This window comes from Citrobacter sp. Res13-Sevr-PEB04-36 (genome assembly GCF_015672735.1).
In the GTDB taxonomy this organism is placed as follows: domain Bacteria; phylum Pseudomonadota; class Gammaproteobacteria; order Enterobacterales; family Enterobacteriaceae; genus Citrobacter.
The window spans coordinates 1-24,961 of sequence record NZ_JADABY010000025.1; the positions used below are offsets into that span (position 1 = coordinate 1).

Annotated in this window: 20 protein-coding genes; 16 read left to right on the plus strand and 4 right to left on the minus strand. The window is 52.8% G+C overall.

The window, feature by feature from the left end:
* Positions 1-26: 26 nt before the first annotated feature.
* The 5 genes from IMQ48_RS07090 to IMQ48_RS07110 all read left to right on the plus strand — a co-directional run bounded on the left by IMQ48_RS07090 (position 27) and on the right by IMQ48_RS07110 (position 10,266).
* Entirely contained in the window at positions 27-5,354 is a 5,328-nt protein-coding gene (locus IMQ48_RS07090) for a peroxidase family protein (protein ID WP_196208456.1), read from the plus strand.
* Between the two features lie 10 nt (positions 5,355-5,364).
* Complete coding sequence (locus IMQ48_RS07095; protein ID WP_196208457.1) at positions 5,365-7,104, plus strand: type I secretion system permease/ATPase; 1,740 nt, start codon at positions 5,365-5,367, stop codon at positions 7,102-7,104.
* A gap of 2 nt (positions 7,105-7,106) precedes the next feature.
* Positions 7,107-8,441 carry an HlyD family type I secretion periplasmic adaptor subunit gene (locus IMQ48_RS07100; protein ID WP_196208458.1) on the plus strand — a complete coding sequence of 445 codons (1,335 nt, stop codon included), beginning with the start codon at positions 7,107-7,109 and terminating at the stop codon, positions 8,439-8,441.
* Positions 8,442-8,599: 158 nt separating this feature from the next.
* The gene (locus tag IMQ48_RS07105) at positions 8,600-8,887 is read left to right on the plus strand and encodes a VF530 family DNA-binding protein (RefSeq protein ID WP_196208459.1); all 288 of its coding nucleotides are present in this window, start codon (positions 8,600-8,602) and stop codon (positions 8,885-8,887) included.
* 11 nt (positions 8,888-8,898) lie between these two features.
* Complete coding sequence (locus tag IMQ48_RS07110; protein ID WP_196208460.1) at positions 8,899-10,266, plus strand: glycoside hydrolase family 10 protein; 1,368 nt, start codon at positions 8,899-8,901, stop codon at positions 10,264-10,266.
* A 143-nt stretch (positions 10,267-10,409) separates the two neighbouring features.
* On the opposite strand, the gene IMQ48_RS07115 is transcribed toward IMQ48_RS07110, so the two are convergent.
* Entirely contained in the window at positions 10,410-11,048 is a 639-nt protein-coding gene (locus tag IMQ48_RS07115; RefSeq protein ID WP_196208461.1) for a helix-turn-helix domain-containing protein, read from the minus strand.
* Positions 11,049-11,244: 196 nt separating this feature from the next.
* Here IMQ48_RS07115 and IMQ48_RS07120 point away from each other — a divergent pair, with 196 nt between their 5' ends.
* Positions 11,245-11,583: a DUF3302 domain-containing protein gene (locus tag IMQ48_RS07120; protein WP_196208462.1), complete on the plus strand. Its 339-nt coding sequence runs from the start codon at positions 11,245-11,247 to the stop codon at positions 11,581-11,583.
* A 2-nt stretch (positions 11,584-11,585) separates the two neighbouring features.
* Positions 11,586-12,725, plus strand: coding sequence for an HlyD family secretion protein (locus IMQ48_RS07125; protein ID WP_196208463.1), 1,140 nt, complete (start codon positions 11,586-11,588; stop codon positions 12,723-12,725).
* A 48-nt stretch (positions 12,726-12,773) separates the two neighbouring features.
* Here IMQ48_RS07125 and IMQ48_RS07130 read toward each other — a convergent pair whose 3' ends face one another.
* On the minus strand, positions 12,774-14,717 hold the full coding sequence (locus IMQ48_RS07130; protein WP_196208464.1) for a methyl-accepting chemotaxis protein: 1,944 nt from the start codon (positions 14,715-14,717) through the stop codon (positions 12,774-12,776).
* A gap of 155 nt (positions 14,718-14,872) precedes the next feature.
* Positions 14,873-15,202 (minus strand): acid-activated periplasmic chaperone HdeB, encoded by a 330-nt coding sequence (gene hdeB, locus IMQ48_RS07135; protein ID WP_196208465.1) that lies wholly within the window; start codon positions 15,200-15,202, stop codon positions 14,873-14,875.
* 399 nt (positions 15,203-15,601) lie between these two features.
* Between hdeB and IMQ48_RS07140 the strand changes: the two genes are divergently transcribed.
* Genes IMQ48_RS07140 through IMQ48_RS07170 form a run of 7 tightly spaced genes read left to right on the plus strand, consistent with a single transcriptional unit; the run spans position 15,602 to position 22,526 of the window.
* Positions 15,602-16,468: a MurR/RpiR family transcriptional regulator gene (locus IMQ48_RS07140; protein ID WP_196208466.1), complete on the plus strand. Its 867-nt coding sequence runs from the start codon at positions 15,602-15,604 to the stop codon at positions 16,466-16,468.
* Positions 16,469-16,482: 14 nt separating this feature from the next.
* A complete protein-coding gene (ddpX, locus tag IMQ48_RS07145; RefSeq protein WP_196208467.1) occupies positions 16,483-17,070 on the plus strand; it encodes a D-alanyl-D-alanine dipeptidase in 588 nt (195 codons plus the stop codon).
* A 15-nt stretch (positions 17,071-17,085) separates the two neighbouring features.
* Positions 17,086-18,648: an ABC transporter substrate-binding protein gene (locus IMQ48_RS07150; protein ID WP_196208468.1), complete on the plus strand. Its 1,563-nt coding sequence runs from the start codon at positions 17,086-17,088 to the stop codon at positions 18,646-18,648.
* A gap of 48 nt (positions 18,649-18,696) precedes the next feature.
* Positions 18,697-19,719, plus strand: coding sequence for an ABC transporter permease (locus tag IMQ48_RS07155; protein ID WP_096757048.1), 1,023 nt, complete (start codon positions 18,697-18,699; stop codon positions 19,717-19,719).
* Entirely contained in the window at positions 19,716-20,612 is an 897-nt protein-coding gene (gene ddpC, locus IMQ48_RS07160; protein WP_196208469.1) for a D,D-dipeptide ABC transporter permease, read from the plus strand. Before IMQ48_RS07155 ends, ddpC begins: the two co-directional genes overlap by 4 nt.
* A complete protein-coding gene (locus IMQ48_RS07165) occupies positions 20,609-21,595 on the plus strand; it encodes an ABC transporter ATP-binding protein (protein ID WP_196208470.1) in 987 nt (328 codons plus the stop codon). The genes ddpC and IMQ48_RS07165 overlap by 4 nt, the downstream gene beginning before the upstream one ends.
* Positions 21,588-22,526 (plus strand): ABC transporter ATP-binding protein, encoded by a 939-nt coding sequence (locus tag IMQ48_RS07170; protein WP_196208471.1) that lies wholly within the window; start codon positions 21,588-21,590, stop codon positions 22,524-22,526. Before IMQ48_RS07165 ends, IMQ48_RS07170 begins: the two co-directional genes overlap by 8 nt.
* Before the next feature lie 27 nt (positions 22,527-22,553).
* Here the strand turns inward: IMQ48_RS07170 and IMQ48_RS07175 are convergent, their stop codons facing one another.
* Positions 22,554-23,444, minus strand: a complete 891-nt coding sequence (locus tag IMQ48_RS07175; RefSeq protein WP_181619426.1) for a LysR family transcriptional regulator — start codon at positions 23,442-23,444, stop codon at positions 22,554-22,556.
* 142 nt (positions 23,445-23,586) lie between these two features.
* On the opposite strand from IMQ48_RS07175, the gene IMQ48_RS07180 reads away from it, so the two are divergent.
* Positions 23,587-24,294, plus strand: a complete 708-nt coding sequence (locus tag IMQ48_RS07180) for a CoA transferase subunit A (protein ID WP_196208472.1) — start codon at positions 23,587-23,589, stop codon at positions 24,292-24,294.
* A gap of 2 nt (positions 24,295-24,296) precedes the next feature.
* Complete coding sequence (locus IMQ48_RS07185) at positions 24,297-24,953, plus strand: CoA transferase subunit B (protein ID WP_196208473.1); 657 nt, start codon at positions 24,297-24,299, stop codon at positions 24,951-24,953.
* Positions 24,954-24,961: the final 8 nt, after the last annotated feature.

Below are 24,961 nucleotides of genomic sequence, written 5' to 3' on the forward strand. Positions count from 1 at the left end.
CAAAGTAAAGATAGGGGTAATTATTTATGGCCTCACAATATGACTTTACTGTCACACTGCACGATCTCGCTTTTATTCTTAAGCAGATCAAAATATCTGAAGCAGCAACGAACGAAGATGGTTCCGTCAATGGCGACCTGCTTCGAGAACTGGTGTCCAGCCCACTATTGCCCTATGGACTACGTACAGTAGATGGTTCATGGAATAATCTTCTGCCTGGTCAGGAATTATACGGCTCTGCCGATCAGACAATGCCGAGGTTAACGGCTTTAAACTGGCAGGACGCCGATCTGGGTTCCAGCTACTTCCAAATCGGCGGTACGGTTACTGATGCGGACCCCAGAATTATCAGTAACTTGATTTCGGACCAAACAGCCTCTAACCCAGCAGCACAAGAGGTGTTTGACGCATTATCAGGCGTGCCTGGCGGTGGTACCATCACGGGGGAAGGCAATACGTTAACCATCCCTAACCAGTCTCCTGATGTGGGTCTATCCCCTGCTTTCAACGGCTGGATGACTTTCTTTGGTCAGTTTTTTGACCATGGGCTGGATTTGATCCCTAAAGGGGGGAACGGTATTGTCTTTATTCCGTTGCAGCCCGATGACCCTTTATACGTGGAGGGCTCGCAAACTAACTTTATGATCTTAACCCGGGCCACGGTTGATAAAGACCGTGAAACGGTCAACACAACGACGCCTTTCATTGATCAAAACCAAACCTACACCTCGCACCCTTCTCATCAGATTTTCATCCGCGAATATGTATTGATTGATGGAAAACCTGAGCCTACCGGTAATTTGTTGGGCGGCGCTAACGGTGGTCTGGCGACCTGGGCTGATGTCAAACACCAGGCGGAGACCTTACTCGGTATTACACTCACCGACCAGGATGTCTTTAGTGTTCCACTGCTGGCAACCGACCGTTACGGTAATTTGATTTTAAGTGACAGTGGTAAAGTACAAATTGTGACTAAAGGCGGCCTGGTTGAGGCTAACGGTGGCGTGTTACCCGAAGATACGTTCCGGACGGGACATGCGTTCCTCGATGATATTGCCCACACGGCTGCGCCAAAAGCGGGCCTGATCGCAGATGATGATGATGTCATTGGCGGCGTACAAGCTCCCGGAACGTATGATGATGAGCTGCTCGACCGCCACTTTATCACCGGCGACGGGCGCGGTAATGAAAACATTGGCTTAACTGCAGTCCATGCTGTGTTCCACAGCGAACATAACCGCCTGGTGGAACAATATAAAACGACCCTGCTGGAAACCGGTGATGTCGGTCTCATTAACCAGTGGTTGATGCCGAATCACCAGATAACTGAACTGCCAGCAGATACCAGTACCCTGGTCTGGAATGGTGAGTACTTATTCCAGGCGGGACGTTTCTCCACGGAAATGCAGTACCAACACCTGGTGTTTGAGGAGTTTGCCCGTACTGTACAACCTGCCGTCGACCCGTTTGTCTTCTCTAACACGGCGGATATTAACCCGCTGATCTTTGCCGAGTTTGCACATGTGGTTTACCGTTTTGGCCACTCGATGCTCACAGAAACCGTGGCGCGTATCGATATCGACAACAAAGACGGCGATCTCGATTTAATTACTGCGTTCCTCAACCCGGTGGCATTTAATCAAATTAACGGCGTCGGCGTTTCTGATGACGTGGCCATCGGCGCGATTGTTCGCGGTATGACGCGCCAGGTCGGCAACGAAATTGATGAGTTTATTACCGATGCCTTGCGTAATAACCTCATTGGGCTGCCGCTGGACTTAGGTGCACTCAATATTGCCCGCGGTCGTGATACGGCAATGCCAACGCTGAACCAGGCTCGCGAGCAGTTTTTTGAACTCAGCGGTGATTCTCAATTACGCCCGTATACCAGTTGGGCTGATTTCACCACCTACCTGAAAAACCCGGCGTCCATTATCAACTTTATGGCCGCCTACGGTCAGCATGAGCTGATCCTTAACGCCACCACCCTCGTCGAAAAACGCGCAGCGGTTAACTTCTTGTTGTTTGGCGAGGGCACCACTAAACCACCTGTAGATGCGCTCGATTTCTTTAACAGTACCGGTGCATGGGCTACCAAAGAAACCGGTCTGAATATGGTCGACTTCTGGATTGGCGGCCTGGCAGAGCGCAAAAACGAATTCGGCGGCATGCTGGGTTCAACCTTCAACTTTGTTTTTGAAACGCAGATGGAAATGCTGCAGGACGGCGACCGGTTCTACTACCTGAGCCGTGTTCAGGGGCTGAACTTACTCAACGAACTGGAGGCAAACTCGTTCTCCGCACTGGTGATGCGCAACAGTGACCTTGGCGAAGCGAATTCCTCTCACCTGCCCGCTAACCTGTTCCAGACGCCGGATCATATCTTCGAAGTCAACACCGCACTGCAAATGGAAAGCGACCCAACCTGGAATAATCCGCTGAAAGACCTGCTGACTCCTTTACTGGTGCGTCGCGCACCGGGGAATGATGTGGATGGTGATAGTCATGCCGACGGCGGCTACCTGAAATATATCGGTGACGGGCACGTGGTACTTGGCGGTACTGCCGGAAACGACACGTTAATTGGTGGTAAAGGTATCGATAGCCTGTGGGGTGACGGTGGTGATGACCGTCTGGACGGGGGCGACGAAGCAGATGTGGTCCACGGCGGTGACGGCAATGACATTATTACCGACACCGGGACACCGGTTGGCGATGCTGATTTTCTGCACGGCGATGCCGGGCACGATGTCATCTTCTCCGGCAACGGTAACGATCTGGTCTTTGGCGGCAGCGGTAGCGACTTCGTGGTGGTTGGCGAAGATGCACAGGAGGTCTTCAGCGGGCAGGATAACGACTTTGCACTGGGCGGATCGGGTGCTGATACCCTGATGGGTAACGAAGGCGATGACTGGCTGGAAGGCGGCGACGGCTTCGACACGCTCGCCGGTGATAACTCTGAGCTGTTCTTCAACAGTACCATTATTGGCCATGATGTCCTGAACGGTCAGGGCAACGATACCGACTATGATGGTGAAGCTGGCGACGACATTATGGTTCAGGGCGCGGGTATTCAACGCAACAATGGCATGGCCGGTTTCGACTGGGCAATCCATAAAGGTGACCCGAACGGTGCGAACTCCGATCTCGGGATCCCGATTTTCGTTAACCAGCAGGAATTTATTCTGCGTGACCGCTTTGACCTGGTCGAAGGGCTTTCAGGATGGAAGCACAACGATATCTTAACCGGCACGGAACAGCCCATTGGTACTGCGCCGGTTCAAGGTACCCCGCTCTCCAACAACTTGACCCAGGAAGGTGCAGACAGAATTAGCGGCCTGCAAAGTATCCTCGGTGTACAGCGTTCCTCTAACCCAAATGCGGTGTTGCTGAATCCGGATGACGGCAGCGACATCATCCTCGGCGGTGGCGGCAGCGACCGTATTATGGGTAAAGCGGGTAACGACATCATTGATGGCGATGCCTGGCTGAACGTGCGGATTGCCGTCACCGGCATGGCAGGACTCACCAGTGCAGAAAGCATGGCTGAGCTGAAATCGTACATGCTGGCCGGCACCCTGAAACCGAACCAGCTGTCGATCGTGCGTGAGATCTTGCGTGAAGGTAACGGCACCGAAACTGACGTTGCGGTATATCGCGATGTCAGCAGTAACTATGCCTTTACCCGTATGGCGGACGGTAGCCTTCGGGTCGACCACGCAACGCCTAATGCTGCTCTAAACCTGGATGACGGGACCGACCGCCTGCTGAACATTGAAAAACTGGAGTTTGGCGACGGTCAACAGCTGTGGGTCACCGCACAAAAAGCGACGGGTAACGTCAACATTAGCAGCGCGACACCTTCGGTCGGTGACTTGCTGCGCGTTAACGTGGCCAACTTGCTGGATGGTAACGGACTCGCGGCAAACACGGTGATCACCATGACCTGGCAGGCTCTGGTCAACGGACAATGGCGCGATCAGGCAACCGGCGTAGAGTTCAGAGTACCGGGCTCTATTCAGGGTGCTCCGCTGCGTGTGGTCGCCAGTTTTAACGACCAAATGGGTGATGCGGAAACCTTAGTCTCTGCACAAACTCAGGCGATCATGCCGCGAAATCAGGCGACCACCGGCGCACCGGTGATCAACGACCTGACGCCGACGGAAAGCCTGACGCTGACCGCAGTGGTCTCCGGCATTGCCGACGCTGACGGTCTGACTGGCGGCAACTTCAGCTACCAATGGCGAATGAGTTCCCCAACCGGATTCATCAACATTGCGGGTGCCACATCGGCCACCTACACCCCAGGCCAGGCGGCCGTAGGACGGACGTTGCAGGTGGTGGTCACAGTCGTTGATGACGAAGGCAACCCCCCTGTTGTTCTGACATCAACCACCACCCAACCGGTGGGCGATCTGATTGTCGGTAATAACGGAAACAACACCCTGAACGGTACCGCATGGAGTGACATTCTGCGCGGCGAAAACGGCAATGACAATTTGTTTGGTGGTGCGGGTGATGACCTGCTGGTCGGTGGGGCCGGAAACGACAACTTGTCTGGTGACGCGGGACAAGACACGCTGCAGGGCGATGCCGGAGACGACCTCCTCGACGGCGGTTTGGGGGCAGATAGCATGACCGGGGGAACCGGAAATGACACTTACATCGTCAATGACGTTGGTGATGTGGTGATCGAAGGTCTGAACGGTGGGACGGATGTGGTTCGCACCAACCTCAGCAGCTACGACCTGACCGGCAACGTTGAAGAACTGGTGTTCACCGGCAGCGGCAGCTTTATCGGTACCGGTAATGGGCTCGCCAACATCATTACCGGTGGTGCGGGCAACGATCAGCTGTTTGGTATGGGAGGCAACGATCAGCTGTTCGGTGGGATCGGGAATGACTTCCTGGATGGCGGAGACGGCAATGATAACCTGCAAGGTGGAAACGGCAACGACGTCATGATTGGTGGTGCGGGTGTCGATACTCTCACCGGCGGTAACGGTAACGATATCCTCAATGGTCAGGAAGGCAATGACAATCTGGATGGCGGTACCGGGAATGACATCTTCGCCTTTGCTGCCAGCTTTGGGCGAGACCGCATCACCGGTTTCGATAGTAACCCCAATGGTGGTCAGGACTATCTTGACCTGGTTCAGTTGGGCATTAACGCAGGCAATTTTGCCAGCAGCGTGTCCATCACCGGCAACAACGGCAATACCGTCGTTACCATCGGTACTGACAACATTACATTGGTTGGCGTCAATTCGAACACCGTCACTATTGGTGATTTCTATCTGGAAATGCCGAACACCCTTGCCAGTAACAACGGCAACGGTTCATTGATCGTATAAGGAGAAGACTATGTCGCGCCAGCATACGCCAACAGAACTGAATGATGCATTAAAAGGAACGAAACCTACTTTTCTTATCCTGTTATTTTTTAGTTGTGTGATTAATATGCTTATGCTGGCGCCGGCAATTTATATGCTACAGGTTTATGACCGCGTTCTGGTAAGTAAAAACACCACCACGCTGTTAATGTTAACCTTACTCATTGTCGGCTTATATATTGTAATTGCCATGATTGAATCGGCCCGTGCTAAGGTCATGGTTCGTCTGGGGAATCGGCTGGATGTAAAGTTAAGCCAGCTGATTTTTAACTCGGCGTTTAAAAGAAAGATTGCCACCGGTGATAACAACCCCGCGCAGTCAATAGCAGAACTTGACCAGGTTCGTCAGTTTCTTTCTGGCAATAGCCTGTTTGCCCTGCTGGATATTCCGTGGACGCCCATTTATTTATTCATCGCGTTTCTTGTCCACCCTTTATTGGGATATCTCTCCCTCGGTGGGATATCCATACTGTTTATTCTCACCATAGTGTCTGAATTATCGACGAAGCGACCTATTCAACAGGCCCATGCATTGACCATCAACAATGCCACCAAACTCAATAAGCAGTTGCAAAACTCCGATGCCATTGAAGCGATGGGGATGCTCTCTACCCTCAAGTCCAACTGGCAGACCCAGCATGACAAGGTGCTGGTATTACAAACGCAGATCGCCGACAAAACGGCAGGATTAAGCAGCCTGAGCCGCTTCGTGCGAGTGTTATTGCAATCCATCGCGCTGGGCGCGGGTGCCTTACTGGTAATCGGCGGGCAAATTACCCCCGGCCTGATGATTGCCGCCTCGATTATTCTGGGGCGCGTACTGAACCCGGTTGAACAAGTGATCGGCAGTTGGAAGCAGTTTGTACAATTTCGCAGCGCGTGGCACCAGTTATCAAACCTGCTGAAGGAGTACCCGGCACCGAAAGATGTCCTGCCCCTGCCGAAACCCAAAGGAAATATCAGCGTCGAAGCCGTCTTCGCGGCGGCACCCGGCCAGCATACTCCGCTGTTACGCAATATTTCATTTCAGCTCGAGCAAGGCGAAGTGCTGGGGATTATCGGCCCATCAGCCTCAGGCAAAACATCGCTGGCTAAAGTGCTGGTCGGTGTGTGGAAACCGTTATCAGGAAAAGTCAGATTAGACGGCGCGGATATCTGTCAATGGGATAAAGAACTGCTCGGCCCGTCCATCGGCTACCTTCCGCAGGATGTCGAACTGTTTGACGGCACAATCGCGCAAAATATCGCCCGTTTCACAAAAAATGACAGTGAACTTATCGTGGCAGCCGCGCTGCTGGCGGGTGTTCACGAGATGATCCTGCGCCTGCCACAAGGGTACGACACGCTACTGGGTTCTGGCGGACATCAGCTATCCGGTGGTCAGCGTCAGCGTATTGGACTGGCGCGCGCCGTGTATAACAACCCTGCATTTCTGGTTCTTGATGAACCGAATGCTAACCTGGATGATGCCGGTGAATTTGCCCTCATCAAGGCCATTAATACGCTCAGGACCCAAGGGCAAACCACCGTTATCATATCCCACCGACCCACACTGCTTGGTGTGGTGAATAAGGTATTACTGCTCAATGAGGGAGCTATCCAGGAGTTTGGTACCCGCGACCAGGTATTTACCACGTTACGCCAGGCCAACGTATTGAAACCGGTGGCGACAGCGTCTTCATCCAACAATGAACAAAAACGCGAGGCATGAAGATGAAAAAGAACACCAAAGGTTCCGGAAATCCGGGCTCTGCAGATGTGGATACCAACATATGGGCCCCTATTATCCGGGGAGTCATCGTCATCGTACTCGGCGTCGGCGGCTTTCTGCTCTGGGCGGTGCAAGCACCGTTGGATGCCGGGGTCGTCGCGGATGGCACGGTAACCGTGTCAAGCAACCGGAAAACAATTCAACATCTGAGCGGAGGGCGCGTAACGGATATTTTTATTAAAGAAGGTGACCAGGTCAAAAAAAATCAGGTCCTCGTCCGTCTGGATAAAATGCAGCTCGATATGCGTTTCAGTGCCTTAAACGCACAGTACATTTCAGCAAAAAGTATTGAAGACCGGCTGATGGCAGAGCGAGACGGCCTGGAGGAGATTGCCTTCAATAGCGCGCTCACTCAGCAGTTTTCCGGGAATAAACGTCTGACAGAGGTCAGAAATTTGCAGGCCAAACTCTTTGATACCCGGCGTAAAACGATTCAGGATGAATTGTCGATGATTCAGGAAACGCTTGATGGACTGATCGGCCAAACAGAAAATCTCAACAAAATAAAAGGCTATCGCGATCATCAGTTCACGCTGATTAACCGCGAGCTCGGCGCAATTCGTGCTCTGAGTGAAAAAAACTACTATCCGAAAGCACAATTACTGGTGCTTGAACGTGAGGCCGCTGAAATCTCCAGCAGTGTGTCAGAAGATATTCTGAACATTGCCAAACTTAAATCTCAGCAAAATGAGTTGAAAATCAAAGCGTACCAGTCGCGCCATCAATATCTGCGCGAAGTGGAGTCTGAACTGACCGAAAACCAAAAAGAAGTCGCCATGCTGGAAGATGAACTGGTATCTACCCGCCATGAGCTGGACAACACGGAAATTCGCTCCCCCATTAATGGTGTGGTACTGGACGTTAAGGTCAGTACCGTCGGGGGTGTTATTCAGCCAGGCGAACATTTGATGGATATTGTCGCCGCCGGACAACCGATGCAAATCGATGCCAAAATACCAGTGCATGCCATTGATAAACTTGCCCCGGGGTTAACCGTGGACGTCCTGTTCCCGGCCCTTAACCACGCGCTGCTGCCGTCAGTACCTGCGCATGTATTAACCGTCTCCGCTGACCGGTTAATTGATGAAGCCACTCAGCAGCCGTATTATCTCGCCGAAGTGCAGGTTTCCTCTGAAGGTGCGCGCTTGCTGGGTGATTACAAGATTAAAGCCGGGATGCCCGCCAGCGTAACGATAAAAACCGGCGAGCGGACATTTTTAAGCTACCTGTTTAAACCGTTACTCGCCCGTCTGGAACTGGCGTTTAAAGAGTACTGATTGCCAATTCATTACCATGACAGGACCCCTGGTGCTCATTCGCGAGCATCAGGCCTGTTTATGCCATTGCTGGTCGCCCTGCTTTCTTGTAACCTTCCCCTTCGCAAGCCTACTGCGTGCGTGAATGATTAATTTGGAACCCCTGAACTGGACTTCATATGAATGCTCATACTTCTAAAGACCCTTTACACGGCGTAACGCTTGAAATGCAGATCAATGCGTTGGTTGCTCGCTTTGGTTGGGCTGAGCTGAGCCAGCTCATTAACATCAACTGTTTTAAAAACGATCCCAGCGTTAAGTCCAGTTTAAAATTTCTGCGCCGCACACCCTGGGCGCGTGCCGAAGTTGAAGCGTTGTATCTTGATTCCCTGAATGATCCCGCCCCGGAAAATACCGCGTCTCCTGCCTTCGACCCTTGGGCGAATAGTCGTATTAACAAGAAATAAGAGCCTTTCAGATGTCAGCATCCGGTTTTATTTCAGGTCATTATCAGAAAAAACTGGCGAATCTCATCGCCCGTTCTCGCAACATACTGCCAATAACTAACGTGAAATGGTTCGCCGTGCTTGTCGGCAGTATGCTCTTACTTGGTAGCTGTTCCTCCGAGCCTCCGGTGCCAAAAACCTCGCCGAAGCCGCCGCTGACCAAACCGCAGCGTAGTCATGAACCTGTGCGCGGTGTCTGGCTGGCAACGGTTTCTCGTCTGGACTGGCCGCCGATCTCCTCCGTTAACGTTAGTTCACCCACTATCCGCATTAGCCAGCAGAAAAAAGCGCTGACGGATAAGCTGGATAATCTTAAGCGTCTCGGGGTCAACACCGTATTTTTCCAGGTCAAGCCGGACGCCACCGCGCTATGGCAATCCAAAATTTTGCCGTGGTCAGATACCCTGACGGGCAAAATTGGTGTAGATCCCGGTTACGATCCGCTGCAGTTTATGCTCGATGAAGCCCACAAGCGTGGGATGAGAGTTCATGCCTGGTTTAATCCGTATCGTGTTTCCGTCAACACCAAACCCGGAACCGTAACGGAATTAAATAATACCCTGTCCCAGCATCCATCAAGTGTCTATGTTCTGCATCGGGACTGGATCCGCACGGCGGGTGAACGTTTTGTCCTCGACCCGGGCATTCCCGATGTCAGAGACTGGGTTGCCAGCATCGTTGCGGAAGTGGTTGAGAATTATCCCGTCGACGGCGTGCAGTTTGATGACTACTTCTATACCGAGTCACCCGGCTCGACGCTTAACGACAGTGAGACCTTCAGAAAGTATGGCCAGGGATTTGCCTCGAAAGCGGACTGGCGACGCAATAACACAGAAAAGCTGATTGCGCAGGTTTCGCAGACCATTAAGAAACTGAATCCTGAAGTGGAGTTCGGCGTCAGTCCGGCAGGCGTATGGCGTAACCGTTCACACGACCCGGCAGGTTCCGACACGCGTGGTGCAGCGGCATATGATGAATCCTATGCTGATACCCGCCGCTGGGTACAACTGGGTCTGCTGGATTACATCGCCCCGCAGCTTTACTGGCCTTTTGCCCGGGATGCCGCGCGTTATGATGTGCTGGCGAAATGGTGGGCTAACGTGGTTAAGTCGACCAACACGCGCCTGTATATTGGGGTTGCGTTGTATAAGGTTGGTGAGCCATCAAGAAAAGAGCCCGACTGGGCGGTTAACGGTGGTGTTCCGGAACTGAAAAAACAGCTCGATATGAACGAGTCTGAACCACACATTAACGGGACGATCCTGTTCAGAGAGGATTACCTCAATCAACCGCAAACCCAGGATGCAGTAACCTATATCCGCAGTCGTTGGGGGCAGTAATATTGCCACTGTCCGCCGCTATGGCACTAAGCGGCGGACAGTTCAGAACCCTGCTCACCCAGTCCCGCAATAAGCCCCATTAAAAGAAGGTTAACGGCATAAATCCAGGATAAGTATCGCTATATTGGATTTACGTGCGAGCGTTAATCTATACAGATGCACACCAGATGACCGCGCTGAAGCTGGATTGCCCCCTGCCGTTTGAGTCTGGCAAGGGTATCCATAACGGTGCTGCGCGAAAGTCCCGTTCGTTCCCTGATGTATTGTGCTGCAGAGATCCTTTTTCTGATTTCCTCAGGCTCTTGCTGTAACAGTTCGAGGTGTCCCCAAACCATATCCGTTGCGCTCCGGCTGGTGATAAGGCGATCGCGTTGGCTCATCACCTGGATAATGTAGGCTTCCACGACCGCTACCGATTCCCATAACTGGTCGCGATTTACGACGGTCATAAAATCTGTTTTCTTGATCACATGTGTCGTACAAGGACTGACGGCCTCGATATCATAAAATTTTTGCCCGGTAGGGAGAAAAAATTCGGCCATCCCCAGCATTATCGGTGCCTGCTGGCTTGCCAGAATAAGCCCATCAATACGACGTCTGATTACTATCCTTCCTTCGGTCAACAGCCAGATCCCGTTCTCTCCCTGAGAATCCATAATAAAAGAGCCACTGCGATATAAGGATTGTGGCTCGGAGAGTGGTAATAATGCATTGAAAAGTCTGGTAATATTTATCGCCAGAAGTTCGTCACTGCAACCTGATTGTTCGGGAGGATTTGTCATAGCGTTCTCAAGATTATTTATATTGCCTTTCTTAAAGAATCATCCTTTTTAACGAAAAAAGCAAATATGGAAAATCCAATTTCGGATTAAATTATATTTAGATTTTTTTGATAAAGTCTTATTTTATACTTTTAACATATTAAAACTCTTTGCCATTAAAAAATAGCGATAATGTATGCTAACCACAGGAGTTTTTATGTTACTCAATTATATCGCACTGGCGATGCTCGTTTTCGTGTTCTTAGTTATTTTTTATGGCGTGCTGACATTGCATGACATTCCCTATGAAATTGCCAAGAAGCGCAACCACCCGCACCTGGATGCTATTCATGTTGCCGGGTGGGTAAGTCTGTTTACGCTGCATGCGATCTGGCCATTTCTGTGGATATGGGCAACGTTATACAGTGATAAGAATGGCTGGCATGGACGTCCCCCACGCGATGATGCGGAGGAACTTAGCGCGCGTATCGCATTATTAGAGAAAACACTTGAACAAATGGCACCCGGCAACGTGCAGGAATCGAAGGTGAATTGATCGTGGAAACATTACTAGTATTAACCTACGCGGCTATTGTTTATGTCATTTTCAAAATATTTAAAGTCCCACTGAATAAATGGACGGTCCCTTCGGCAGTCCTGGGTGGAATAGTGATGCTGGGTGCATTAATTCTCACCATGAATTACAACCATCCCTATACCGAGGATGCGCAAAAACTGGTTGTCGGTATTCCTGTTGTCCCGCAGGTCACCGGGGTGGTGTCCGAGGTCACGGATAAAATTAATACCCCAATCAAAAAAGGTGACGTTTTGTTTAAAATTGACCCTACCCGCTATAAAGCCAAACTGGAAAAACTGGAAGCGGACATTGCTACGCAAAAGCATGACGTCATGGCGCTGGAAGAAAAACGTAACAGTGCGCGTCTTCAGTTTGAGCAGGCAAAAGCGGAGCGCGATAAATATTACAAAAATTATCAGCGCTACCAGCAAGGAAGCCGGGCCAGGGTCAATCCCTTTACTGCCAATGATATTGATACTGCACGTCAGGATTATCTGGCACAGAATGCCGCAATGGATGCAGCCCATGCTGAATTGAACAGCATTCAAAAAGAACTCGACAGCAGTATTAATGGTCAAAATTCGCAGATAGCCAGTTTACAGGCTGAGATTGATGAAGCGCGATTTAATTATGAACAAACGATTGTTCGTGCCCCAAGCGACGGTTATGTCAGCCAACTTTTGGTTCGTCCGGGAACGTATGCGTCGAGGCTCCCATTTAAACCCGTGATGGTCTTTATTCCTGCCCACAAGAATCAAATTGTGGCGGCTTTTCGCCAGAACTCTATTTTACGTCTTAACGTGGGCGACGACGCAGAGATTGTATTCAATGGTTTACCCGGACAGGTGATTGAAGGAAAAGTGGTGAACATAGCGCCGGTAATTCCAACTGGGGCCTATTACGCCCAGGGCGCGCTACAATCGCTGAATGTGGCGTCAGGAAGCAACAAAGTGCTCGTCAGTATAGATGTCGATGACAATCAGGCGGAAAAGCAGTTGCCAGATGGTGTCACCGCCCAGGTCGCCGTCTATTCCGCACACCATTTTGAAGCCTTATCATTGATACGAAAAATACTGCTACGCATGACCAGCTGGATGCACTATCTGTATCTGGATCACTAATTGCGTATCCGGGCGCAGACGTTGCGCCCGGATACGGTTATTGCTGAATCAAGCCGCTGTCGGTTCAGGTAATCTGAAAGTAGAAACCAGCAACGCTAACTGCTCGGCCTCTTCTTTAAGCACCTGGGTTCGTGCGGCAGCATCATCGATTAACGACGCATTCTGTTGTACGGTGCTGTCCATTTCGGTCACCGCCAGCGTGACTTCAGAAACGCCTTTGCGCTGTTCTTCCCCCGCGACGCGAATTTCACCCATCAACTGGCGTACCTGACGCACATTGTTGACCAGTTCTTCCAGTCGTTCACCGGCAGTGTGAATTTGCTGACTGCTACTGCCAACATGAGACACCGACTCATCAATCAACGCTTTGATTTCTTGAGCAGCTGTCGCACTGCGCTGCGCCAGTGTGCGAACTTCAGAGGCGACTACGGCAAATCCTCTACCCGCATCGCCGGCGCGTGCGGCTTCAACGGCAGCATTCAGAGCCAAAATATTGGTCTGGAAGGCAATGCTGTCAATCACCGCGACAATTTCCACCATTCTTCCGGATGAGCCGCTAACGTTATCCATGGTTGAGATCACGCCCTGCATCACATCGCCGCAGCGGTTGGCCGTTTGCGCGGTATTGTCAGATAACTCATCCGCCAACTGTGTATTGCTCGCATTTTGATGAACGGTCGCATTTAATTGTTCCATTGCCGCCGAACTTTCTTCCAGCGCCGCAGCCTGCTGTGTCACCCGCGAAGAGAGTTCCATATTGCTGTCTGCCAGACTGACGGCGTTATTGGCAACGACTACGCTACTGCTTCTGACGGTAATCAGGATGGCCGCGATTTTATCGACAAACAGATTAAACGCCTCAGCGATGGCTGATATCTCATCTTTGCCGCGCACATCGAGACGACGGGTGAGATCACCTTCGCCCTGTGCAATATCATCCAGGGCGCGACGCGTATCGTCCAGACGCGAGATCAGTCTGCGTACCACCAGCCAGGAACCCACCAGCAGAACCGTCATAATCGGGATCAACACTTCCAGTACGTCCTGCATCATTACTTTGGCGAGGCCAACGATGCGTGATTCTGGCGTGACCAGGCCCACCACCCAGCCGGTGTCAGCCATCGGGAACAGCATCACCCGCGACGGCGCATTCAGTACGCCATCATTTTCCAGCGGAATAGTCTTCACACCGTCTGTAACGCGAAGCGATTTCAGGCCATTCTCGATCGGTGTCAGCCATTGTGCGCTACGAGACAGATCGCTAAATGTTTTCTGTTTCACGTTGTCGGCCTGTGGGAAATACAGGATTTGCCCCTGCTTATCGACCACGAATGCATAGCCACCGGTACTGTTACCCTGCTGCTGCATAAAGGTGGCGACGTTATCCAGACGAATATCGGTGGTCGCTACCCCGGCGAACTTACCCGAGAGCAGGTATGGGATACTGCAGGTCACCATATTGACGCCGGAACTGGCATCCTGATAAACATCAGACCACAGACAACTGTTCTGCGAATGCCCTTTGGCATGCTGATACCAGCTTTCGTTGTGATAACCGGCAGATCCTTCAACATTGTAATCATTGGAGAAATCAAGTTTTCCCTCGGTGTTGCGCGCCCAGAAAAAGCTGCGCTTCTCCACTCCCGGAGTGAAGGCATTTGGCTCCGGCCAGATCCCGCCGCCGGTAATAATCGAATTGTTATCCTCGCCAATCAGATGTGGTACCACGCTTTGGTACAGGGATTCATCGTTAGGCAGCACCTCAGCAAGACGTGACAAACTGACCGTTTCGCCTTCAATACGCGACAACACGGTACTCAGTTGACGGGTTAACCCTTGTCCCGTCTCTTCTATCAGGGCGGTATTGATCTCAACGACGCGTGGCTGACCGCGCCAGAGCATAATAGCGACAATCACCAGAGTAGTGACAGCAAGCAACAGAATGCCGCCAATGGTTAAACGCGTGGAAATACGAGTAGGATACCAGGCCATACAAACTCCTTCTGCAAAAGGCTAACTTTTATGCAGTATCGGCACCGGAGTTTATATCTTTATAAGATTTTCTTAAGTATTACAAAGTAAATAAGTGACGTTGTCACAAATAACAAAACCCAGCACTATGACTGGGTTTTTATAGATCTAAAATCTTATTTAGATAATTCTTTTTTGATCTCAGCTTTTATTTTGCTTAATTCACTCTGTGGGTTTTTCTTGCACATCTCAATGGTCAGCGGAACCGCAGTGGTGATTGTTTCGTTATAGTCTACGAAGTCGCCACCTTTGAAGTCTTCATCTTCGTTCAGCACCCAGAAGGCAACCGGCGCCATAGTTTGCGGGTTCAAATCAATAAATTCCTGGCAGCTCATACCTTTCGGGGTCACTTCCGTTTTTGCTGCCTCTGTTGCTGCATTGACGCTGACACTGGTTAACAATGCAGCAACCAGAATGCCTGCAGTAGAAAGGGAGAATTTATTCATTGTAGTACTCCATTTATAATATAGATAATATCTACACTTGCGCTTTAAACCGTTAATGTAGTTCGAGAAAAATAATACTCCCGCAGCCAAAATAATAAAGATTATGGTCATTGATATGGCTGAAATTTATATTTCAGTTAACCAATTCTGATGTCAGTGGGTAAACCTCGTCCACAATGTGATCCTCCCGACGAAATCAGCAGATTCATACCCCGTCTTCCCTACCGTTGCACCAAAACTGAACTACGCTGCACAAATGTTGATCATTAGTTAATTGAAATGCGTAATTTTTAACAATCAACGCCAGTAAACCGGGCGCGCAGACATGGCACGCGTCCTGCATTGTTAATCCAGTAACAACGAAACGGTATCTGACAGATAACTAACAGCGAGACGGTAATGACATCAAAGCCTGAATTATTCGCCCGCGTAGAACATACCTTCAGCCAGCTTACACCGAGTGAAAAGCGCGTTGCCGGTTGGCTGTTAGCACACGCTGCACAGATCCCGTTCGAAACGGCAGACGGCATTGCTAAAGCGACAGGGACCAGTGGTATTACCGTTGGACGCTATCTGCGCAAACTGGGTTTTCGCAATCTGGAAGATGCTAAAGCCAGCCTGCGCGAACTGCCTGCTATGTCCTATCAACCGTGGGGAATGAATGAACGGCTTGATTCCTGGCACCAGCAGCAACGTCTGCCGGACCGGGCACAGCAGTCGCTGTTGCTGGAAATTGATGCCATTACCCATGTTTATCAGCTGGCGCAAAGCGAGACATTTTTACGCATTGCGCGGCAGCTGGCGCACGCCGAAGCCGTGTATATCCTCGGCATTCAGTCGACCCGAGGGATCGCCAACGCCTTTTTCAGCCATCTGGAATATCTGCGGCCCAAAGTGAGTTACTCCGAAGGACTTTCCGGTAGCTGGGTTGAGTCGCTGAATTCAGGGTTTGATCAGCCGTATGTGGTGATAACCGATACGCGCGCCTATTCCGCAACGTCACGACAATATTGCCGGGTCGCCAGTGAACGCCAGATACCGCTTGCGCTGATAACCGACGTCTGGTGTCCATGGGCCAGAGACTACAGCATAGATTTACTTCAGGTGAAAACCGACACCGGGCATTTCTGGGACTCCCTTGCCCCCGTCAGCTGTCTGTTCAACTTATTACTCTCCGCGGTGGTGGCGCAATTAGGCGACACCCTCGCCGGGCGCCTGCAAACCAATCGTCAACTCCAACAGCAGTTTGGTCAATTCGAACAATAAACAGGAATCGTGCTATGCCAGAAACCTCTGTTCTGGTCGATCTGTCGGTGATCTTTCCGTCACTGCATATCGATCTCAAATACGCCACCCGCGATAACATTACCGGCGCACCCGTCTACCGGGAAGCACGCTGCCTGTTACACACCGATGCGGTCACGGGACTGGCCAAAAGCATCAGCATTGCGAAGCTGGCGGGCCTGAATCTGGTGGTCTACGACGCCTACCGTCCACAGCTGGCACAGGCGATGCTGTGGAATGCCTGCCCGGATCCGCAGTATGTCGTCGATGTGGCGATTGGCTCCAATCACAGTCGGGGCACAGCCATTGACGTCACGCTGATGGATGAACGTGGCAATGTCCTCGATATGGGGGCCGCTTTTGATGAGATGCACGATCGTTCCCACGCCTGGCATCCTTCCGTTCCCCCACAGGCGCAACGTAATCGGCTGATGCTCAACGCCATTATGTCCGGAGGCGGTTTTGTCGGGATCAGCAGCGAATGGTGGCATTTTGAATTACCAGACGCGGCTCGTTACCCCCTGCTTGATGACTGTATTGCGTGTTTTCCTGCACCCCAAATAACAACACCACACCCCCTTTAATTCTGGAGCCAGGTTATGAAGACAACACAGACCTTAACATCGCTGTTTCGCCCCGCTCTTATTGCCTTAGCATTAGCAGCAGCCCTGCCCGCTGCACAGGCCGCGGTGCCCAAGGATATGTTGGTGATCGGTAAAGCCGCCGATCCACAAACGCTCGACCCTGCCGTCACGATTGATAACAACGACTGGACGGTAACTTATCCGTCATATCAGCGTCTGGTGCAGTATAAAACCGAAGGTGATAAAGGCTCCACGGAAGTAGAAGGCGATTTAGCCAGCGGCTGGAAAGCGTCTGACGATCAAAAAGAGTGGACCTTCACCCTGAAAAGTGAAGCCAAATTTGCCGACGGTACGCCGGTAACGGCAGAGGCGGTGAAACAATCTTTTGAGCGCTTACTTAAAATTGGCCAGGGACCTGCCGAGGCGTTCCCCAAAGATTTGAAGGTAGAGGCCATTGATGCCAGTACGGTGAAATTTACCCTCAGCCAGCCGTTCGCGCCGTTCCTGTACACACTGGCGAATGACGGTGCGTCGATAATCAACCCGGCGGTGTTAAAAGAACATGCCGCCGACGATGCGCGCGGTTTCCTTGCCCAGAATACGGCGGGCTCGGGTCCCTTTATGTTAAAGAGCTGGCAGAAAGGACAGCAGCTGGTCCTGGTGCCTAACCCGCATTGGGCGGGCACCAAGCCGGTGTTTAAGCGCGTATCGGTGAAAATCATCGGTGAAAGCGCCTCCCGTCGTCTGCAGCTGTCGCGCGGCGATATCGACATTGCCGATGCGCTACCCGTTGACCAGCTTGCAGCCTTAAAGCAGGAGGGCAAAGTCAAGGTAGCGGATTACCCGTCACTGCGCGTGACCTACCTGTACCTGAACAACAGTAAAGCGCCGCTCAATCAGGTGGATTTGCGCCGCGCTATTTCGTGGTCAACGGATTATAAGGGCATGGTGAACGGGATCCTCAGCGGCAACGGTAAGCAGATGCGCGGCCCGATCCCCGAAGGCATGTGGGGCTTTGATGAAAAAGCCATGCAATACAGTTTTGATGAAGCGAAAGCCAAAGCCGAGTGGGACAAAGTCGCAAACAAACCAGACAGCCTGAGCTTCCTGTACTCGGATAACGACCCTAACTGGGAGCCAATTGCCCTCGCTACCCAGGCCAGTCTTGGCAAGCTGGGGATCAAGGTCAAGTTGGAGAAACTAGCCAACGCCACCATGCGTGACCGCGTCGGTAAAGGTGATTACGACATCGCCATCGGCAACTGGAGCCCGGACTTCGCCGACCCGTATATGTTTATGAATTACTGGTTTGAGTCGGATAAAAAAGGCTTACCGGGCAACCGCTCATTCTATGAAAACAGCGAGGTCGATAAGTTACTGCGCAGCGCGTTGTCAACGACCGACCAGGTGGCCAGAACCAACGATTACCAGCAGGCGCAAACCATCGTCATTGATGAGGCGGCCTACGTCTATTTATTCCAGAAAAACTACCAGCTGGCGATGAACAAAGACGTCAAAGGATTTGTATTCAACCCAATGCTGGAACAGGTCTTCAACATCTCCACCATGAGTAAATAATCTCACCACGTTTATGCGGAGCCACATTGGCTCCGCAAGGGGAAGCCAATGACTTTCTGGAGCATTTTACGCCAGCGCTGCTGGGGACTTATCCTGGTGGTGGCCGGTGTTTGCGTCATCACCTTTATTATTTCGCACCTGATCCCGGGCGACCCCGCGCGGCTGCTGGCGGGCGATCGCGCCAGTGATGAAATTGTTGAAAACATTCGCCAACAGTTGGGCCTTAATCAGCCGCTGTACGTGCAATTTTTTCGCTACGTCAGTGATGTGTTTCAAGGCGATTTAGGCACCTCGATTCGCACCGGACGTCCGGTGATGGATGAGCTGCGTGTGTTCTTCCCCGCCACGCTTGAACTGGCCTTTTGCTCCCTGCTGCTGGCGCTAATTATCGGGATCCCACTGGGGATTTTATCTGCAGTCTGGCGTAACCGCTGGCTTGACCACCTTGTGCGTCTGATGGCAATTACCGGGATTTCGACGCCGGCGTTCTGGCTTGGCCTCGGGGTTATCGTACTGTTTTACGGTCATCTGCAAATATTGCCCGGCGGTGGACGCCTGGACGACTGGCTGGATCCACCGACGCACGTTACCGGCTTTTATCTGATAGATGCGCTGCTGGAAGGCAATGGCGAGGTGTTTTTCAATGCGCTCCAGCATCTGATCTTACCGTCCCTGACGCTGGCCTTTGTGCATCTTGGCATTGTCGCCCGTCAGATCCGCTCTGCCATGCTCGAACAGCTTAGCGAGGATTACATCCGCACCGCTCGCGCCAGCGGCTTACCGGGCTGGTACATCATTTTGTGTTATGCGCTACCCAACGCGCTCATTCCGTCCATCACCGTCCTCGGTCTGGCGCTGGGCGATCTGCTCTACGGCGCGGTACTCACCGAAACAGTGTTCGCATGGCCAGGCATGGGTGCCTGGGTCGTCACCTCCATTCAGGCGCTCGACTTCCCGGCCGTCATGGGATTTGCCGTGGTGGTGTCATTTGCCTATGTGCTGGTCAACCTGGTGGTGGATTTACTCTACCTGTGGATTGACCCGCGCATCGGACGCGGAGGTACGCAATGATGCTCTCACAAGAAACGCCCGCCACCTCGCCAACCGCTCACCGTCGCCGCGACTGGGGCAAACTGTTCTGGATGATGAAAAGCAGTCCGCTGACGCTGATTGGCGGAGCGATCATCGTGCTGATGCTGTTGATGATGGTGCTATCACCGTGGATAACACCTTACGATCCCAACGCGATTGACCTCACCGCACGTCTGCTCCCCCCGTCAGCCACGCACTGGTTTGGTACTGATGAGGTGGGACGCGATCTGTTTAGCCGTGTACTGGTCGGCAGCCAGCAGTCGATCGTCGCCGGCCTGGTGGTGGTGGGTATCGCCGGTGGGATTGGCTCATTGGTTGGCTGTTTGTCCGGCGTGATGGGCGGCCGAGCCGACGCGATTATTATGCGTGTGATGGATGTGATGCTGTCGATCCCCTCGCTGGTGCTGACCATGGCGCTGGCCGCCGCACTGGGCCCCAGCCTGTTTAACGCCATGCTGGCGATTGCGATTGTGCGCATTCCTTTCTATGTACGCCTGGCCAGGGGACAAACCCTGGTAGTCCGCCAGTTTACGTACGTACAGGCTGCCCGTACGTACGGCGCGTCTCGCTGGCATCTGATTAGCTGGCATATCTTACGTAATTCGCTGCCGCCGCTGATCGTGCAGGCATCACTGGACATCGGCAGTGCGATCCTGATGGCCGCCACGCTGGGGTTTATCGGTCTGGGTGCGCAGCAACCGAGCGCAGAATGGGGAGCCATGGTGGCAATTGGCCGCAACTACGTGCTCGACCAGTGGTGGTACTGCGCGTTTCCTGGCGCTGCCATTCTGATCACCGCCGTGGGTTTCAATCTCTTTGGAGATGGTATTCGTGACCTGCTGGACCCGAAAGCCGGAGGAAAACAGTCATGAGCCAATCCGTACTGGAAATCGAGAATTTACACCTGAGTTTCTCTGGCTATAAAGCCGATGTACATGCGCTGAACCATGTCTCGCTGCACATTAACCGGGGTGAGATTGTCGGTGTGGTCGGCGAGTCCGGCTCCGGGAAATCCGTTACCGCCATGCTTGCCATGCGCCTGTTGCCGGAGGGCAGTTATCGCATTCACCAGGGACGCGTGTCACTGCTGGGTGAAGATGTACTGAACGCCAGCGAGAAGCAAATGCGCAAATGGCGCGGGGCGCGTGTGGCGATGATTTTTCAGGAACCAATGACGGCGTTGAACCCGACCCGGCGCATTGGCCAGCAAATGGTGGAGGTGATCCGTCATCATCAATCACTCAGCCGCACGGATGCGCGACAAAAAGCCATCGCCTTACTGGAGGAGATGCAAATCCCGGACGCCGCCGAGGTCATGTCACGATTCCCGTTTGAGCTTTCCGGCGGTATGCGCCAGCGGGTGATGATCGCGCTGGCTTTTTCCTGCGAGCCGGAGCTGATTATTGCCGATGAACCGACGACCGCGCTGGATGTGACGGTGCAACTGCAGGTGCTGCGCTTGCTGAAGCATAAAGCACGGGCCAGCGGCACGGCGGTGCTGTTTATCAGCCATGATATGGCGGTGGTTTCGCAACTGTGCGACAGGGTATATGTCATGTACGCCGGAAGCGTGATAGAAAGCGGACCAACGCAGACGGTGATCCAGCACCCGACGCATCCCTACTCCATTGGTTTGCTGAAATGCGCGCCAGAACACGGAGTGCCCCGCGCGCCGCTGCCCGCAATCCCGGGTACCGTACCTAACTTAACCCAATTACCTGCCGGATGTGCATTCCGCGAACGCTGCTATGCGGCCGGGACGCAGTGTGACGCGGTCCCGGCATTACGCAGTCAGGGGCATGCGGATCAGCAGTCCGCCTGCTGGTATCCCCAACTGGAGACTCGTCATGACTGACATTTTACTGTCACTACAGGATGTACATGTCAACTTCCCGGCCCGAAAAAACTGGCTTGGCAAGGTCACCGAGCGCGTGCATGCGCTCAACGGATTAGATTTACAGATCTGCCAGGGGGAAACGCTTGGCATTGTCGGCGAATCTGGCTGTGGCAAAAGTACACTGGCCCAACTGCTTATGGGTATGCTCAAACCGAGCCAGGGGCAATGCGCCCGTCGTGCAGAAAAACACAGCAGCATGCAAATGGTCTTTCAGGACCCACTCTCGTCGTTGGATCCGCGCTTACCGGTGTGGCGAATTATTACTGAACCGGTGTGGATCCAAAAGCGCAGCACCGAACGTCACCGCCGCGCCCTCGCTGAAGAGCTGGCGTTACACGTGGGGATTCGCCCGGAATACCTTGACCGCCTGCCGCACGCGTTTTCCGGCGGGCAGCGCCAGCGCATTGCCATTGCCCGCGCGTTGTCCTCTGAGCCGGATGTGATTGTGCTTGATGAACCCACCTCGGCGTTGGATATTTCCGTGCAGGCGCAAATCCTCAACCTGCTGGTGGCATTACAGGCACGCAGAAACCTGACCTATGTGCTGATCTCGCATAACGTGTCGGTCGTGCGGCATATGAGCGACCGGGTGGCGGTAATGTACCTCGGGCAAATCGTCGAACTGGGTGACACACAACAGGTATTAACCTCTCCGACGCACCCCTATACACGTCTGTTGCTGGACTCGGTCCCTAAAACCGGTGCACCGCTGGCGGAAGATCTGGTGTTACGTAAAACCGATTTGCCGGGAAATCGAACCCTACCGCAGGGATGTTATTTCCGCGATCGCTGCCCGCTGGCGACTCAGGGATGTGAGAAGAAACAGGCATTATTGAAAAACGAGACCGGGAGTGAAGTCCGCTGCTGGCGGGCAGTTAGCGGAATCTGACCGCACAGGCATAGTGTACCTGGTGTATCAGGCGCAATATGCCTTTTTCAGCGCATCCACCAGCATTTCGGATGCGGTCGACAACTTATGATGCGCAGAACGCAGGATCCCAATACGACGCTGGATAACCGGGCCGTCCAGCTCGATACAGGTTGCGCCAAGTTCGGTCATCTGTGTGCGGCACAATGCAGGCACGGCACTGCCGCCTAAACCATTCGCCACCAGGCGTCCAATGGTCACCAACTGGTGACTCTCCAGCGCCACTTCCAGCGCATGGCCGCTTTGTACCAGTTGCTCTTCCAGCATCAGACGTACAGCAGAGGGACGTTGCAAGGTAATAAAATCCAGCGTCAGCAAGTCCTTCCATGCGATGCGTTCCCGGCCAGCCAGACGACTGGTCGGAGGGACGATGGCGATAAAACGATCCATTCCGAGCGGGGTAAAATGCAGGTGTCCGGAGTAGTCCGGTTCAAAGGCAATCCCCATCTCGACCCGCCCTTCGCTTACCATTTCAATCACCTGCTCGTTAATTACGTCGTGCACCGTGACATTGACACCGGCATAGCTGTCGCGAAAGGTCTTGAGCACCGGCGGCAGCACGTTCGCGGCGAATGACGGCATCGCAGCAATCGAAATTTTGCCACGTTGCAGTGTAAAGCGCTGGCGCATGGCTTCTTCGGTATTTTCCCAGTCGGCAAGCAGCTGTCGCCCCATGGTCAGCAGCGTTTCGCCCTCCTGCGTCAGGGTCACCTTGCGGGTGGTTCTCAACAGTAAAGCGCCGCCTAACGACTCTTCTAGTCCTTTGATCGCCAGGCTTAACGCAGGCTGCGACATATTCAGCCGTTCACTGGCATGAGCAAAATTCAGAGTGTGAGCTACCGCTAAAAACGCGCGTAACTGTTTGATGCTCATTCTCATTACTCATTCCTTTAACTTGTTGAATACCTTTAATTAACATTAAATTGATAAAAAAACCCAATGAGTGAGTCACAAATTTAAAATTAACAAATCATTTTTCACCCCCAATGATGTCGCCAGGAACAACTGGAGGGGCAAGTGTATGGCTGGACTGGATAAACGGGTCGCCACGTATCAACAGGCGCTGGAAGGACTGACCGACAACATGACGCTGCTGGCAGGCGGTTTTGGCTTATGCGGTATTCCTGAGAATCTGATTGCAGAAGTGCGCCGTCGGGATGTTCAGGGACTGACCGTGGTGTCGAACAACTGCGGCGTGGACGGCTTTGGCCTCGGCGTGCTGCTGGAAGCACGCCAGGTACGCAAAGTAGTGGCGTCCTATGTGGGTGAAAATGCCCTGTTCGAAAAGCAGGTGCTGAGCGGAGAGCTGGAAGCCATTCTGACACCACAGGGCACGCTGGCGGAGCAGCTACGAGCCGGTGGTGCGGGCATTCCCGCCTTCTTCACCGCTACCGGGTACGGTACCCCCGTCGCCGAAGGCAAAGAGGTGCGTGAGTTTGCCGGCCGGCCTTACATCATGGAGCAGGCGATTACCGGTGATTTCGCGCTGGTCAAAGGCTGGAAAGCCGACTGGTACGGCAACGTCATCTATCGCCATACCGCACAAAACTTTAACCCGCTGATGGCAGCAGCCGGACGCATCACGGTAGTCGAAGTGGAAGAAATTGTCCCTCCCGGCGAGCTGGATCCCGCCGCTATTCACACCCCCGGAATTTTCGTCAATCGCATTATTCAGGGTCAGTTCGAAAAACGTATTGAACAACGCACCCTACGCCATCAAGGAGCCTGACCATGTTAACGCGTGAACAAATGGCGATGCGTGTCGCTCGCGAACTGCGCGACGGTTATTACGTCAACCTCGGTATCGGTATCCCGACCCTGGTGGCCAATTATATCCCCGACGGCATGGACGTGATGCTGCAATCAGAGAACGGCTTGCTTGGTATGGGGCCGTTCCCTACCGAGGACGACATTGATGCCGACATGATCAACGCCGGTAAGCAAACCGTGACGGCGCGTAAAGGCGCGGCAATTTTCGACTCCGCACAATCCTTCGCCATGATCCGCGGCGGCCACGTCGACCTGACGGTGCTTGGCGCATTTGAAGTGGATACCAATGGCAATATCGCTTCGTGGATGATCCCCGGAAAAATGGTGAAAGGCATGGGCGGCGCGATGGATCTGGTCGCTGGCGCTGAAAACATCATCGTGGTGATGACGCACGCCTCGAAAAGCGGCGAATCCAAGCTGCTTCCCGCCTGCACTCTGCCCTTGACCGGCGTGGCCTGTATCAAGCGCGTGCTGACCGACCTGGCGCTGCTGGAAATTGCCGACGGCGCGTTCATTCTGCGCGAACGGGCACCGGGCGTCAGCGTGGACGACATTGTTGCCAGAACCGCCGGCAAGCTGATCGTTCCCGATCATGTCCCCGAAATGCACTTCAACTGAGGATCTGA